Below are 14,985 nucleotides of genomic sequence, written 5' to 3' on the forward strand. Positions count from 1 at the left end.
TTTTATTGATATCCAAATTGGGCTTTAGCCAAACACTTTCAAGGGTCAGATTAAACAATAGAGATCACCCTCTCAAAAATGCACGCTGTTTGCCTATTTTATTAGCAAAAGCCTCTGACCATAGGTCAAAGGCTTTCAATCGTTATGCTTTCGTCAGTGGCGGCACTTCGCGGTCACGACGTGCATAGAACTCTTCTACAAACGCGTCAAAGCGGTCTTCATCAATCGCCTTTCGGATGCTTGCCATCAAGCGTTGGTAGTAGCGCAAATTGTGAATCGTGTTCAAACGCGCGCCCAAAATCTCATTGCAGCGCTCTAGGTGATGCAAATAGGACTTCGAGTAGTTTTGGCAAGTGTAACAGTCACAGTGTGGATCCAATGGCGTCGTATCCGTTTTGTGTTTTGCATTACGGATCTTGATCACACCGCCAGTGACAAACAGGTGGCCATTACGAGCGTTGCGCGTTGGCATCACACAGTCAAACATGTCGATGCCACGGCGAACACCTTCTACCAAATCTTCCGGTTTGCCAACCCCCATTAAGTAACGAGGTTTGTCTTCAGGCAGTTGCGGACAGGTGTGCTCAAGAATGCGGTGCATGTCTTCTTTTGGCTCACCCACGGCCAAACCACCCACAGCGTAACCATCAAAGCCTATGTCTGTCAGACCTTTCACTGACACATCACGCAAGTCTTCGTACACGCCGCCCTGAACAATACCAAATAGACTGTTCGGGTTTTCGAGCTTATCAAAATGATCGCGTGAACGCTGCGCCCAACGCAGTGACATTTCCATCGACTTCTTCGCTTCATCGTGTGTCGCTGGGTATGGCGTACACTCGTCAAAGATCATCACAATATCCGAGCCCAGATCGTATTGAATTTCCATCGACTTTTCAGCGTCCATGAAAATTTTGTCACCGTTCACCGGGTTACGAAAGTGAACCCCCTCTTCGGTGATCTTTCGAATATCGCCAAGACTGAAGACCTGGAAGCCACCAGAGTCAGTCAAAATCGGCCCTTGCCAGTTCATAAAGTCATGCAGGTCACCATGCAGCTTCATCACTTCTTGCCCCGGGCGTAACCACAGATGGAAAGTGTTACCAAGCAAGATCTCGGCGCCGATCCCTTTTACTTCTTCAGGGGTCATGCCTTTCACCGTACCATAGGTACCCACAGGCATAAACGCTGGCGTTTGCACGGTTCCGCGCTCAAAGGTCAATTGACCACGGCGCGCAACGCCATCTTTTTTCTTAAGTTCAAATGTTAACTTCACGAAGCCTCCAGTGTCAGAGAAACAGTCTGACGGTTTAATATCGCACCAACGCCAATTACGCGTTAGCGCTCTGAGTCTTTTTGGAGATGAACATGGCATCGCCGTAAGAGAAAAAGCGATATTGCTTCTCCACCGCGTGGCGGTAAGCGTTCATCGTATTGTCGTAGCCCGCAAATGCACTCACCAGCATGATGAGCGTCGACTCTGGGAGATGGAAATTGGTGATAAGCGCATCCACCAATTGGTACTCATAGCCAGGGTAGATGAAGATTTCCGTATCACCGAAAAATGGCGCCAGTGGCGTGCCTTTTTTCAACGCATCTTGCGCGGCACTTTCTAAAGAGCGTACCGACGTGGTACCGACCGCAATCACTCGACCGCCGCGTGCCCGAGTCGCTTCAATCGCCTCGACCACCTCTTGTGGTACTTCGACGTATTCAGCGTGCATGTGGTGGTCATTGATGTTCTCAACCTTCACTGGCTGGAATGTCCCCGCCCCAACGTGCAACGTCACGTAAGCAAATTCTGCCCCTTTCTGAGCGATTTTATCCAGTAGAGGCTGATCAAAGTGCAAGCCTGCTGTCGGCGCCGCAACTGCGCCAGGTTTTTGGTTGTAAACCGTTTGATAACGCTCTTTGTCTGAGTCTTCGTCTGGGCGATCAATGTAAGGTGGCAGCGGCATATGCCCTATCTGCTCTAAGATGGAGAGCACATTGAGATCGGATTGAAAATCGAGTTCGAACAAGGCGTCATGACGCGCGACCATCAGGGCAGAAAATTCATCATTGTCGCCGACAAAAATGGTCGAGCCCGGCTTGGGTGATTTTGAGCAGCGCACATGGGCGAGAATGCGCGTTTCGTCGAGCACTCGCTCAACCAACACCTCAAGTTTGCCGCCCGATGCTTTACGCCCAAAGAGGCGCGCGGGAATCACTCGAGTATTGTTAAACACCACTAAGTCGCCAGGCTGAATCTTGTCGAGAACATCGGTAAATGTGCCATCAACCAATTCACCGCTGTTGCCATCCAATTGCAGTAAACGGCTCGCCGTACGCTCTGGTTGTGGGTAGCGAGCAATCAGCTCATCAGGCAGGTCAAAATGAAAATCGGATACTTGCATATTACTAGTCTATCGCAGTGCATGAATGAGGCCGCAAAGAAGGCGCCCCAATTCAGGGTTAGATTCAAATGCTTGCTCGCTCTGATTCTGTCACAAACAGACGACAAGTTTTTCGCAGCCGACTAGTATATGCGCCGCACGGTCAATAGCAAGAAAAGAGAGTGGATTTATTCCGATCCGTGCCGGAATAAGGTTAAGCAAAAGCGCAAGTTTTGCACCTTGTCACGCCGCATCAATTCGCTGCGTCAAAGAGCATAAAAATAGGTCGGGCTCTCACATTCAACGCCGGAAAGTGACTATATTTAAAGAGTAAAAAATAACAACTCAGGAGGCAGCCATGATCAAGGTCGAAGACATGATGACGCGTAATCCACACACGCTTCTCCGCTCTCACAATCTTGGCGACGCAAAGAACATGATGACCGCACTGGACATCCGCCACATTCCCATTGTCGATGCGAATAAAAAACTGCTTGGTGTGGTGTCACATCGCGATGTGTTAGCCGCCCAAGAATCAAGCTTACAAGCCCTACCAGAGAGCCAATCTTATACGCTACAAACGCCGCTATACGAAGTGATGAAAACCAGCGTGATGACGGTTGATCCACAAGCAGGGCTCAAAGAGAGCGCCGTCTACATGCAAAAACACAAAGTGGGCTGCTTGCCCGTGGTGCACAAAGGCCACTTGGTCGGCATCATTACCGACAGTGACTTTGTTTCTATCGCCATCAATTTGCTTGAGCTGCAAGAAGAGTCTGAGCCGGAGGAGATGGAATAAGTCCATATCGATGAAATAGGGATGATAAACAAAAGAGTGAGACGCACTGGCGGCTCACTCTTTTTTAAAGGTCGGGCTTAGGCTTGAAGAGCGCCCGAGGCAAGCCGTCAAAAACTGACGCGCTTTTGCTTCACCAGTAGCGCCGAAAGAATACAGATCACACCACCAAGGCCAACATAACGCACCGCGCACTGGGCTTGCTGCTCCACTTTAGGTTTGGCGTGATAAGCAATACCGAGCCCCGCCCGCTCCATCATCACAAGATCGTTCGCGCCATCACCAATGGCTATGGTGTTGTGTGGTTCGATATCATACTGCTCGGCTAGCCTATCCACGATGTCCGCTTTGGTTTGTGCGCCGACGATGTCGCCAAGGACATTGCCGGTCAACTTGCCCTGCACAATCTCCAATTGGTTTGAATGAGCATGATCAAGCGCTAGCGTCTCTTTCAAGTAGTCCGAGAAGTAGGTAAAGCCACCAGAGGCAATAGCGGTTTTCCAACCAAACGCTTTGAAGGTCGCCACCAGCTCGGGTAAATCAGGCATCAGTGGCAACTCAGCGCGTACCGAGCCTAAAATGGACTCGTCGGCCCCTTTTAACTTGCCGACACGCTGACGAAGGCTCTGTTCAAAATCCAGTTCTCCTTGCATCGCGCGCTCGGTCACCTCGGCGACCTCTTCGCCCACTCCGGCTAGTTTGGCGATTTCATCAATGCATTCAATTTGAATCGCGGTGGAGTCCATGTCCATCACCACCAATCCGGGTTTGCTCAGCTCTGGAATGTCGTTCAGGCGAGCGTAATCCAGCTCAATCGCTTGGAGAATTTCTTCATGCTCAGTGGTGAGCTCGCCGGCCATTAAAGCTACTTCGTATTGACCGACTTTCCACACTTCGACAATCGCATTGTACTGCCCGGTGTAAAAATCGATATCTTCAAAGAGATTGGCGCTTAAGTAGTGACCGAAAACAATCCAATTGGCTTTATTGATATCAAAGCGGCTGGTGTGTCGGGTTTCTGGTATACGATTGCACAGTGGGATGTGCTTACGAATTGAAAGCGGTTTGCTGACCGAGAGAGCAGCGTGTATATCGGTGTTGAACGTGTCCATGTATCACTTCCCTAGAATTTCTCTCCACACGTTAACCTATTGCAATTTATCTGTGCAAGTATCAATATGCCGATTGGTGGAATTAAACTCGCGGGGCTTTCATGGACACCTCACTCTTCTCATTTCGGATGGCCATTCGCGCCGTCGCGATCTTAGCCTTGATTGCAATGGTGGTGACGATTGGTGTCAACAGTGTCAAAATTACTCAGGGTAATGAGGAAATCCAAGCCAACCAGCTTGAGACATTGACCAAGATCTTGATCTCGCAAGCCTCACTCTCTTCCAGCGATATGATTTTAAACGACGACCAAGAGCGGCTGTTGGCACTGGCTAACCAATTGGCCAACGACCGTTTGGTGTATGATGCGACCATTTATGATGCCGAAGGCATTCGTCTTGCGGCCAGCGATCAAGCCAAATCGGTGCGGGAAACATTGGGGCTGGACACCCCACTGCAAACCGCCAGCATTGGCAAACAGCAACTGGTCGAGCCTATCTACAACGACGGTGTGGTGATTGGCTTTGTGCGCATCACGTTCGAAACAGGGCGCTTAACAGCGTTTTCCGATCACTACTACCGAAAAAGTGACCGCTACATGGTCACCATGGTTGCGATGAGCTTTATTGCCGGCCTCCTGCTTGCGCTCATCATCCGCAGAAAGCCAAAAGTGAAACAAGAGAATTTACTGCTCAAAGAGATGAGTTAACCCTCCTCACCCACACGCTAAGCCACAAGTAAGCATTCAAAAAAAGAGCCCCGCGATTGCGGGGCTCTTTGTACAACAAAGCAAGAATACTTACAGAGTATCGCCAATCAGTACAGAATCGAGTGCGACCACCATCATGTCATTGAAGGTCGTTTGACGCTCATCGGATGTGGTTTGCTCGCCAGTTTTGATGTGGTCAGAAACGGTACAGATGGTCAGTGCTTTCGCGCCGTACTCGGCACACACACCGTAGATGCCTGCCGCTTCCATTTCCACACCCACGATGCCGTACTTATCCATCACATCAAACATCTCTGGATCTGGCGTGTAGAACAACTCAGCCGAGAACAGGTTACCGACTTTAACGTCAATACCACGTGCCTTTGCAGCTTCTTCTGCCGCGCGCACCATTTTGTAATCTGCAATCGCTGCGAAGTCATGACCTTTGAAGCGGATGCGGTTCACTTTCGAATCGGTACAAGCTCCCATGCCGATCACGACGTCACGCACTTTGATATCTGTGCTCACCGCGCCGCAGCTACCCACACGAATGATCTTTTTCACACCGAAGTCTTTGATAAGCTCAGTGGCGTAAATGGAGCAAGAAGGAATGCCCATGCCGTGTCCCATTACTGAAACTTTGCGGCCTTTATACGTGCCCGTGTAACCGAACATATTACGCACATCACACACTTGAACGACATCATCGAGGAAGGTTTCCGCGATGTATTTTGCACGTAGTGGGTCACCTGGCATCAATACGACGTCAGCAAATGCCCCCATTTCTGCGTTAATATGTGGAGTTGCCATAATTCAATGTCCTTAGTTGAAACGAATGAAATAAAGCAGAGGTGAGCAGCTATCGCTTGCAACCTCTGCGTGAGAGTCAGGGAAAAACCGCCTCTTTTAGAGGAAGTTCTTACCGTAATCCATTGGCGAAGTGCCAAAATAGCTCGCAAGCGTTTGGCCGATATCGGCAAATGACTCGCGGCGACCCAATGACCCAGCCGGCACTTTTTGCCCGTAGACAATCACAGGAATGTGCTCACGGGTATGATCGGTTCCTGGCCAAGTGGGATCGCAGCCGTGGTCCGCCGTCAGAATCAGCACATCGTCTTCCTGCATCAGCGCCATCACTTCGTTGATGCGACCATCAAAGTATTCCAATGCCGCCGCATAACCTGCAACATCACGGCGGTGGCCGTAGGCAGAATCAAAGTCAACGAAGTTGGTGAACACTATGGTGTTGTCCTGTGCGGCTTTGATTTGCTCAAGAGTCGCTTCAAACAAAGCAGGAATACCCGTGGCTTTCACTTTTTTGGTGATGCCACAGTTGGCGTAGATGTCGGCAATCTTACCAATCGAGACCACTTCTCCTTGCTTCTCTTCAACCAGTTTTTGCAACACGGTCGCAGATGGCGGTTCAACAGAGAGATCGCGACGATTACCCGTACGCTCAAATTGACCTTTACCCGGACCAATAAATGGACGCGCAATGACGCGACCAATGTTGTAGTCTTCAAGCTCTTCACGAGCGATTTGGCAAAGCTCAAGTAATCTATCAAGACCAAACGTCTCTTCATGGCAGGCGATTTGGAATACCGAATCAGCCGACGTATAGAAGATAGGTTTGCCGGTTTTCATGTGCTCTTCACCAAGATCATCGAGCACTTGCGTGCCTGATGCATGGCAGTTGCCAAGAAATCCATCTAAACCCGCACGCTCAAGAATGCGATCCGTCAGCGCTGACGGGAAGCTGCTCGATTTGTCGCTAAAGTAGCCCCAATCAAACAGAACGGGTACACCTGCGATCTCCCAGTGACCCGATGGGGTATCTTTACCGGAAGAGAGCTCTGCCGCATGACCGTAGGCACCGATAATCTCTGCGTTATCATCAAGCCCCGGAGCAAAGCGTCCGGTTGATTCTTTATGCGCCATCGCCAAGCCAAGCTTAGACAGGTTCGGCAGGCGCAACGCACCTTGGCGTTGCTCGTTGTCCGCTAGGCCTTGCTCACACTGTTCCGCAATATGACCCAGTGTGTCGGAGCCCACATCGCCAAACTTATCCGCATCCGCCGTCGCGCCGATACCGAATGAGTCTAGGACTAAAATAAATGCTCTTTTCATTGCGTATTCCTTTCGCCCACTCAGCCACTGTGTGCCTGAATGGGCCTAATGTAATGATGTCGTCGATTAAATGTCTTCTGCGCGAATCTGACGGTAAACCTCAGGGGTTGGGGTGTATTCACCACCAATTTTGATTGCACTGCGCAGCGCCTGCGCGGCCTCTTCCCACTGAGCCTCATTGCGTGCATGAATGACGGCAAGAGGTTGTTCGCTGCTAGCGATCTCACCTAGGCGAATGAATTGATCAAAGCCCACGGCGTAATCAATCTTGTCGCTGGCCACGCGGCGTCCGCCGCCCATGGCAACCACCGCCATTCCAATCGCGCGCGTATCCATCGCCGAAACGACACCGGACTCTTGCGCGTAAACCGGTTTAATGATGTCCGCTTTTTCTAGGTATTGCTCATAGTTCTCAACAAAATCCGCTGGGCCACCCAGGCCTGCCACCATTTTGCCAAAACACTCTGCCGCTTTGCCGTTATCGAGTACCTTCATTAATTTAGCGCGCGCGTCTTGTGTATCGTCGGCTAATTTGCCGAGCACCAGCATTTCTGCACAAGAGGCCAGCGTCACTTCAAGAAGGCGTGGATTACGATATTCACCCGTTAGGAAGCGCACCGCTTCGCGCACTTCCACGGCGTTGCCAGCAGACGAGGCGAGGACCTGGTTCATGTCCGTCAAAATTGCGGTGGTTTTGGTGCCCGCACCATTGGCCACCGCGACAATAGACTTAGCCAACTCTTCTGACGCTTCATACGTTGGCATAAAGGCGCCCGAGCCAACTTTCACGTCCATCACCAAAGACTCAAGACCCGCTGCGAGTTTCTTAGACAGGATGGAGGCTGTGATCAAGGAGATGTTATCGACCGTCGCAGTGATGTCACGCGTCGCGTAAACACGCTTATCAGCCGGTGCTAGATCGCCGGTTTGACCGATGATCGCCACACCCGCCTCTTTGGTCACTTGACCAAACACCTCATTGCTTGGCGTGATGTTGTAGCCGGGAATCGATTCCAGTTTGTCCAGTGTGCCACCGGTATGACCGAGGCCTCGCCCCGAGATCATAGGAACAAAACCGCCACAGGCAGCGACCATTGGCCCTAACATCAGCGAGGTCACATCACCCACACCACCGGTGGAATGCTTATCGACAATCGGGCCATCAAAGTTCATGTGGCTCCAGTCGATCACCATGCCAGAGTCACGCATCGCACAAGTCAGTGCAATGCGCTCGGGCATGGTCATTTCATTGAAGAAAACCGCCATCGCAAACGCCGCTATCTGACCTTCAGATACGCTGTCGTTTGCAACGCCTTGGATAAAAAAGTTAATTTCGTCTGCGGTGAGCACTTCACCGTCACGTTTTTTACGAATAATTTCTTGTGGTAAGTACATTAGAGCCTCCCACGCATTGAATGCGGTGGTAATAAGGTAAAGAGGTAAGGTGGCGCAACAACGCGCCACCGAACAAACCGACGTCGCTTAGTAAGCGCTTGGATCCGCCGTTTCGTCTGTTACTTCTAATGTATTGAGTAGGTTTGTCAGCAGGCTAGACGCACCAAAGCGGTAGTGACGCGCATCGACCCAATTGTCGCCTAGGATCTCATCGGCCATCGCTAGGTACGCGGCAGCATCTTCTGCGGTACGTACGCCGCCTGCAGGTTTGAAGCCAACGGTCTCAGACACACCCATATCGCGGATAACTTCGAGCATCATGCGAGCGTATTCAGGTGTTGCGTTCACCGGCACTTTGCCTGTTGAGGTTTTAATAAAATCAGCGCCTGCTTTGATGCAGATTTCTGACGCTTTCTTGATTAGCGCTTCTTCTTTCAGCTCACCGGTTTCGATGATCACTTTTAGCAAGATATCGCCACACGCTGCTTTACATTGCTTAACCAAATCGAAGCCCACTTCCTCATTGCCCGCCATTAGTGCGCGGTATGGGAATACCACATCGACCTCATCAGCACCATAAGCCACAGCAGCTTTGGTTTCCGCTACCGCAATCTCGATATCGTCATTGCCGTGTGGGAAGTTCGTTACCGTTGCGATACGAACGTCAGGTGTGCCTTGCTCACGAAGGGTCTTCTTAGCAATAGGAATAAAGCGAGGGTAAATACAGATGGCAGCTGTGTTACCTACCGCTGATTTTGCATCATGACACAGTGAAATAACTTTCGCGTCAGTGTCATCGTCATTCAGCGTAGTTAGGTCCATAAGTTTTAGTGCACGTAGTGCAGCTGCTTTTAAATCGCTCATTTCTATCTCCGATCAATATTCAAAAATTTCACCGCCTTAATCCCTATGATTAAGGTGTAATCATTAATGAACGGACTTGGTTCCTTGAAGACTTGCTACATACAGCGAACATGTACCAATTGCTATCCTTGTCACCGCACAGTACCAATTTGGTCTATGGCACAACAATCTGCGATTGCGGTGTCTAACGTGTATAGGCGCTTTGTGACGCCTCAGGCAACCGATGTTGCCGCGCTAATCATACTCCTTGTATTAATTAGCGTTAACTAAAAAACCTTTCAATGATCCATTGAAAGGTTACACCACCAAGATAAACGCCCACAATTCCCATCACTCCCGGTAATACTGGAGGTGCTGGAATGGGCAGCTTGATGGCGGAAAACAGGATTCCGACAACAAAGCCCGCTAAGGTCGCGAGAATCACATCATTCATCAGTTTAGGCCTATTTTCTTTACACCTATACAGTATAGATATTTATCGCAAAACTGTAGTCGCACACAGAGCGCAAACGGTTTGTATCTCAAAAAAGATCCGGCTTAACGATTGCTGAGTTTTATCCACTGCACAAACGTTATGAATCTTGTTGTCTGGGCACACTCCAGACCTTTAAACAACGAAAAAACCCCGTAGTACATAGCAAGCTATGCAACTACGGGGTCTTATAAAACGGCGTCTATATAATCTATCGCTTCTTAAATTAGAAAGATAGGAAGAAGCCAGCGATGGTTGCTGCCATCAAGTTAGACAGAGTACCTGCTGCGACCGCTTTCACACCCATACGAGCGATGTCGTGACGACGGTTTGGCGCTAGACCACCTAGACCACCTAGTAGAATCGCAATTGAAGAAAGGTTTGCGAAACCACATAGCGCGAACGAGATGATAGCGGCTGTCTTAGTAGACATCACTTCACCGGTTGCTGGTACAACTTGAGCTGCATCACCAACGTAAGGAACGAAGTTTAGGTAAGCAACGAATTCGTTCACCACCAGTTTCTGACCGATGAATGAACCCGCTAGCGTCGCTTCTTCCCAAGGCACACCAATTAGGAATGCAAGTGGTGAGAAGATGTAACCTAGAAGAATTTCTAGTGTCAGTTCAGGCATACCGAACCAACCGCCAACGCCACCTAGGATGCCGTTGATAAGAGCAATAAGGCCGATGAACGCAAGTAGCATTGCACCAACGTTAAGCGCAAGCTGTAGACCGACAGACGCACCGCCAGCTGCTGCATCGATAACGTTAGCAGGCTTGTCGTCACCACCGTCGATGTCCGCGCCTAGATCGTCATTTGGCGTGTCAGTTTCAGGTTTGATGATTTTAGCGAACAGTAGACCACCTGGTGCTGCCATGAATGATGCAGCAACAAGGTACTCTAGAGGTACACCCATTGAAGCGTAACCAGCAAGTACACCACCTGCTACAGACGCTAGACCACCACACATCACTGCAAATAGCTCAGACTGAGTCATTTTAGGTACAAACGGACGAACCACAAGTGGTGCCTCAGTTTGACCTACGAAAATGTTCGCTGCTGCAGACATAGACTCGGCACGTGATGTACCCAGTGCTTTTTGTAGACCGCCACCAAGAATCTTGATAACCCACTGCATCACACCGATGTAGTAAAGTACAGAAATTAGCGCAGAGAAGAAGATTAGCGTTGGTAGTACTTGGAAAGCAAAGATGAAACCGATACCGTCAACTGAGAAGTTAACTAGGCTGCCGAATAGGAAACCAGTACCGTCTTTACCGTAGTCGATCACGTTTTGTACACCAGCTGAGAAACCAGCTAGAAGATCACGACCCCATGGTACGTACAGAACGAAACCACCGATGATGAATTGGATAGCAAAAGCGCCACCCACAGTTCTTAGATTGATAGCTTTGCGGTTATCAGACAGTAGAAGCGCGATAGCGATCAAAACTGCCATACCGACTAGGCTCATAAACAGGCTCATAGTTTATGACTTCCTTATTAAGTTATTTGTTGGCGTGTTACAAAATGGAGCTCAAAAGCACGGGCAATTATACTCATCCGTCCACCGATAAAGTAATGCCGCCTTCACAGTTTCTGATAAGATTCACCACTCATTCACTCGTAAGTGTGACAATAGTCACAACCAAAGTTTACAGAAATCATAAAAAGCACATTTTATTTAGAATTCATTCACAAATAGACAGTGCCAATAAGCTGTTTTTCCAAACGTTTTCCGCAACCGTTTGCTCACAACTCTGCTTCAGTTGCGCCAATGTCGTTAACACTTGGGGTAAACGCTTAGGATGATTGGCTTGGCCTTGATACCCTGACAACGGCATGTCGGGCGCGTCGGTTTCCAAAACAAGATGGTCGATGGGCACCTGCGTCACCGCTTGACGCGTCTTATTCGCTCTTGGGTAGGTAATCACTCCGCCCACACCGATGTAGAAACCGAGCTCAACAAATTGCATCGCTTGTTGATAGCTGCCGGAAAACCCATGCAAAATCCCACCGTAGTGAAAACGGTGCTGCTTAAGCAGTTGCAACAAGCGGTGATAGGTTTTTCGCCCGTGAAGAATCAAGGGCCGCCGCAGGTTCTTGGCCACGCTGATCTGCGCCTCAAGCACCGCTTCTTGTCGCAGAGCGTCGACATCGATCATGGCGTCTAAGCCGCACTCTCCGACCGCGACACACACTGAGCCTGCCGACTCACATTGAGCTTCGAGGCGACTGACCTCAATCAATGAGTCGGTGTGAACAAAATAGGGATGGCACCCCAAACTGATGTACAAGTTCGTGTGCTGTTGGGATAGCGCAATAAGATCGCTCCAATTGCTTTCGCCAATCGCAGGAACCAGAAAACGCTCGACTCCTTGCTCACTGGCTTCTTGCAATGTTGCCCCTAATTGAGCCTTAAAGGGGGCAAAATCGAGGTGACAGTGAGTATCAAAAAGGCGCATTACTGCTGCGCCTTTGAAGTGGGTGATGAGGACGAAGTGGCAGCGTCGCTCTGCCTTGCATCATCAGAGCGGTACGGCACGCAACTGCGCTTTTGCCCAGGAGTAAGGCCCATAGAGTGGCACCAAGCGTCGTAGCGCTCAAGCCAATGTTTTAATCTCTTCCACATGTGCATGACTCCCCTGCCCGATGCTAGCAACGATGACCACTCGCCTTCACTACTGCTCTTCACGTTTGAAGACTAACTCAGTCGCGCTCGACTCATCCTCAGCAAAGGTGTACCCCGCCGTGTTGAACTGGGTCAAATCCGCGACACTCTCGATGCGGTTTTCGATAATAAAACGCGCCATCATGCCGCGCGCTTTTTTGGCATAAAAGCTGATCACTTTATATTGGCCGTTTTTGCAGTCTTTAAACACCGGCGTAATCACCTGCGCATCCAAGTTCTTTTGCTTAACCGCCTTAAAATACTCATTGGAGGCCAGGTTGACCAAGACGTTGTCCCCTTGTTCGGTGATCGCTTGATTGAGCTTGTCGGTAATCACATTCCCCCAGAACTGATACAAGTTGCTGCCTTTCTCATTGGCAAGCTTAGTACCCATTTCAAGACGGTATGGTTGCATCAGGTCAAGCGGCTTAAGCAGACCATAAAGGCCAGACAGCATACGTAAATGGAGCTGAGCGTACTCGAAATCCGCCTCAGTGAGTGTCTGGGCATCAAGACCTGTATAGACATCGCCTTTGAACGCCAGAATCGCTTGGCGGGCATTGTCGAGTGTGAATGTCTCGCTCCACTCTTGGAAGCGGCCAACGTTCAGATCGGCGATTTTGTCACTGACCTTCATCAAACTCGCCACATCGGCTGGCGTCAGTTTACGGCACACCTCAATCAACTGCTTGGAGTAGTCAATTAACTCAGGCTGTGTGTAGGTTTCGGTCACCAAGGGTGATTCGTAATCTAAGGTTTTCGCTGGAGAAACGACGATTAACATGACTTTACTCTTATTGATTGTTTAACTTAGGGTACAAAAAAAGCCGTGCAATGTCTGCACGGCTTTATGAATCATTTCAATAGTATTCAGCTATCAATTCTTTTCTTTTTGATCCCAGATGCCATCTTCAAGCTGAGATTTCAACTCTGGGAAATCATTGGCATCAAAGGTCGGAACTTTGCCTTCATTAAGCTGACGATTGTAGTCTTTTGCTAGCTTAACCACAGTACCAGAGAGCAAGATAATCGCTACTAGGTTCACCAGTGCCATTAAGCCCATTGATGCATCGGCCATATCCCAAACCACTGGCAGCGCTGCCACAGAGCCAAACATCACCATACCCAGAACCACGATACGGAACAGGCCAAGGCCCGCCTTGTGATTGTGCTCTAGGAAGATCAGGTTAGTTTCTGCGTATGAGTAGTTTGCAATGATCGAGGTAAACGCGAAGAAGAAGATTGCTACAGCAACAAAGATCCCACCCCAATCACCCACTTGTGAGCTTAGCGCGCGCTGAGTCAGCTCGATACCTGTCACCGCCGTTTCAGTACCTAGGTACTCACCCGACATCAAGATGATCGCTACCGTTGCTGAACAGATCACAATGGTGTCCATGAATACGCCCAACATTTGCACGTAACCTTGTGACGCTGGGTGTGGTGGATAAGGCGTTGCAGAAGCTGCTGCATTAGGCGCAGAACCCATACCCGCTTCATTTGAGAACAGGCCACGCTTGATTCCGTTGATCATCGCTTGAGCAATCGCATAACCTAGGCCACCAGCCGCCGCTTCTTGCAGACCAAATGCGCTCTTAATAATCAGTGAAAGCACGCCTGGCAACTTCTCAAGGTTGGTCAGCATGATAAACATCGCCAATAGCAAGTAAGCCAGCGCCATAACCGGTACAATAAGCTCAGCCACTTTTGCAATACGCTTAATACCGCCAAAGATAACCACAGCAGACAGCAATACCACTGCAATGCCAACGACTTTGGTATCCCAACCAAACGCGGTATTCATCGCGCTAGCAATCGAGTTTGCTTGCACGGCATTGAAGACCAAACCAAAGGCAATAATAAGGAAGATGGAGAACATCACGCCCATCCAGCGCATGCCCAAGCCTTTTTCCATGTAATAAGCAGGACCACCACGGTAGTTACCGTCATCGTCTCTCGTTTTGTATAGCTGTGCCAACGTGCTCTCTGCAAATGACGTGGCCATACCTAGCATGGCAATCAACCACATCCAAAAAATAGCGCCAGGGCCGCCAACGGTCAGTGCAACAGCCACACCCGCCATGTTACCCGTGCCGACACGCGCCGCCAAACTGGTACAAAGGGCTTGGAAAGAGGAGATACCCGCTTGGTCGGCTTTACGGCTGTTTTTCAGCACTGAGAACATGTGGCCAAAGTGGCGGAACTGGATAAAGCCCAGTCTTACGGTGAAGTAAACGCCGACACCAACCAGTAGATAAACGAGAATAGACCCCCACAGCAGGTCATTCATCAAATTAATTAAGTCTGTCATAGGATCCTCATAGTGAGTGTTCGCTGGCTAGGCATCCGAGCCTACGTTGGGTTGCGCTGTTGAGTGTCAAAGTGTAGCTCAAACTAAATATTATCATTGTCTGCAACCTCAGCGTGTCACGCCCCAAAGGCACGTCCTTTACATCTCAGCGG

The 14,985-nt window shown here is 49.7% G+C and carries 15 protein-coding genes; 2 read left to right on the forward strand and 13 right to left on the reverse strand.

Features of this window, described 5'->3' with window-relative positions:
• Positions 1-142 precede the first annotated feature (142 nt).
• On the reverse strand, positions 143-1,276 hold the full coding sequence (gene tgt, locus AC6R03_RS17100) for a tRNA guanosine(34) transglycosylase Tgt (protein WP_334551378.1): 1,134 nt from the start codon (positions 1,274-1,276) through the stop codon (positions 143-145).
• A 55-nt stretch (positions 1,277-1,331) separates the two neighbouring features.
• Complete coding sequence (gene queA, locus AC6R03_RS17105; protein ID WP_500631524.1) at positions 1,332-2,396, reverse strand: tRNA preQ1(34) S-adenosylmethionine ribosyltransferase-isomerase QueA; 1,065 nt, start codon at positions 2,394-2,396, stop codon at positions 1,332-1,334.
• A gap of 337 nt (positions 2,397-2,733) precedes the next feature.
• Here queA and AC6R03_RS17110 point away from each other — a divergent pair, with 337 nt between their 5' ends.
• A complete protein-coding gene (locus AC6R03_RS17110; RefSeq protein ID WP_334551382.1) occupies positions 2,734-3,174 on the forward strand; it encodes a CBS domain-containing protein in 441 nt (146 codons plus the stop codon).
• A gap of 107 nt (positions 3,175-3,281) precedes the next feature.
• Here the strand turns inward: AC6R03_RS17110 and serB are convergent, their stop codons facing one another.
• Entirely contained in the window at positions 3,282-4,283 is a 1,002-nt protein-coding gene (serB, locus tag AC6R03_RS17115; protein WP_500631525.1) for a phosphoserine phosphatase, read from the reverse strand.
• 101 nt (positions 4,284-4,384) lie between these two features.
• Here serB and AC6R03_RS17120 point away from each other — a divergent pair, with 101 nt between their 5' ends.
• On the forward strand, positions 4,385-4,990 hold the full coding sequence (locus tag AC6R03_RS17120; protein ID WP_500626999.1) for a YtjB family periplasmic protein: 606 nt from the start codon (positions 4,385-4,387) through the stop codon (positions 4,988-4,990).
• A gap of 90 nt (positions 4,991-5,080) precedes the next feature.
• On the opposite strand, the gene deoD is transcribed toward AC6R03_RS17120, so the two are convergent.
• The 10 genes from deoD to AC6R03_RS17170 form a co-directional block, all read right to left on the reverse strand.
• Positions 5,081-5,800 carry a purine-nucleoside phosphorylase gene (gene deoD / locus AC6R03_RS17125; protein ID WP_334551387.1) on the reverse strand — a complete coding sequence of 240 codons (720 nt, stop codon included), beginning with the start codon at positions 5,798-5,800 and terminating at the stop codon, positions 5,081-5,083.
• Between the two features lie 96 nt (positions 5,801-5,896).
• Positions 5,897-7,117, reverse strand: coding sequence for a phosphopentomutase (locus AC6R03_RS17130; RefSeq protein WP_500631526.1), 1,221 nt, complete (start codon positions 7,115-7,117; stop codon positions 5,897-5,899).
• 66 nt (positions 7,118-7,183) lie between these two features.
• Positions 7,184-8,512, reverse strand: coding sequence for a thymidine phosphorylase (gene deoA / locus AC6R03_RS17135; protein WP_500631527.1), 1,329 nt, complete (start codon positions 8,510-8,512; stop codon positions 7,184-7,186).
• A gap of 87 nt (positions 8,513-8,599) precedes the next feature.
• Positions 8,600-9,376, reverse strand: a complete 777-nt coding sequence (gene deoC / locus AC6R03_RS17140; protein WP_500631528.1) for a deoxyribose-phosphate aldolase — start codon at positions 9,374-9,376, stop codon at positions 8,600-8,602.
• Between the two features lie 262 nt (positions 9,377-9,638).
• Complete coding sequence (locus tag AC6R03_RS17145; protein ID WP_334551391.1) at positions 9,639-9,809, reverse strand: XapX domain-containing protein; 171 nt, start codon at positions 9,807-9,809, stop codon at positions 9,639-9,641.
• A gap of 265 nt (positions 9,810-10,074) precedes the next feature.
• Positions 10,075-11,337 (reverse strand): NupC/NupG family nucleoside CNT transporter, encoded by a 1,263-nt coding sequence (locus AC6R03_RS17150; RefSeq protein ID WP_334551393.1) that lies wholly within the window; start codon positions 11,335-11,337, stop codon positions 10,075-10,077.
• Positions 11,338-11,542: 205 nt separating this feature from the next.
• A complete protein-coding gene (locus AC6R03_RS17155; RefSeq protein WP_500631529.1) occupies positions 11,543-12,316 on the reverse strand; it encodes a TatD family hydrolase in 774 nt (257 codons plus the stop codon).
• Complete coding sequence (locus AC6R03_RS17160) at positions 12,316-12,483, reverse strand: DUF5363 family protein (protein ID WP_334568323.1); 168 nt, start codon at positions 12,481-12,483, stop codon at positions 12,316-12,318. The genes AC6R03_RS17155 and AC6R03_RS17160 overlap by 1 nt, the downstream gene beginning before the upstream one ends.
• Before the next feature lie 49 nt (positions 12,484-12,532).
• Entirely contained in the window at positions 12,533-13,306 is a 774-nt protein-coding gene (yaaA, locus tag AC6R03_RS17165; RefSeq protein ID WP_500631530.1) for a peroxide stress protein YaaA, read from the reverse strand.
• A 93-nt stretch (positions 13,307-13,399) separates the two neighbouring features.
• Positions 13,400-14,833 carry an alanine/glycine:cation symporter family protein gene (locus AC6R03_RS17170; RefSeq protein ID WP_500631531.1) on the reverse strand — a complete coding sequence of 478 codons (1,434 nt, stop codon included), beginning with the start codon at positions 14,831-14,833 and terminating at the stop codon, positions 13,400-13,402.
• Positions 14,834-14,985: the final 152 nt, after the last annotated feature.

It is taken from the genome of Vibrio sp. R10-SG-ISO4 (genome assembly GCF_059834135.1).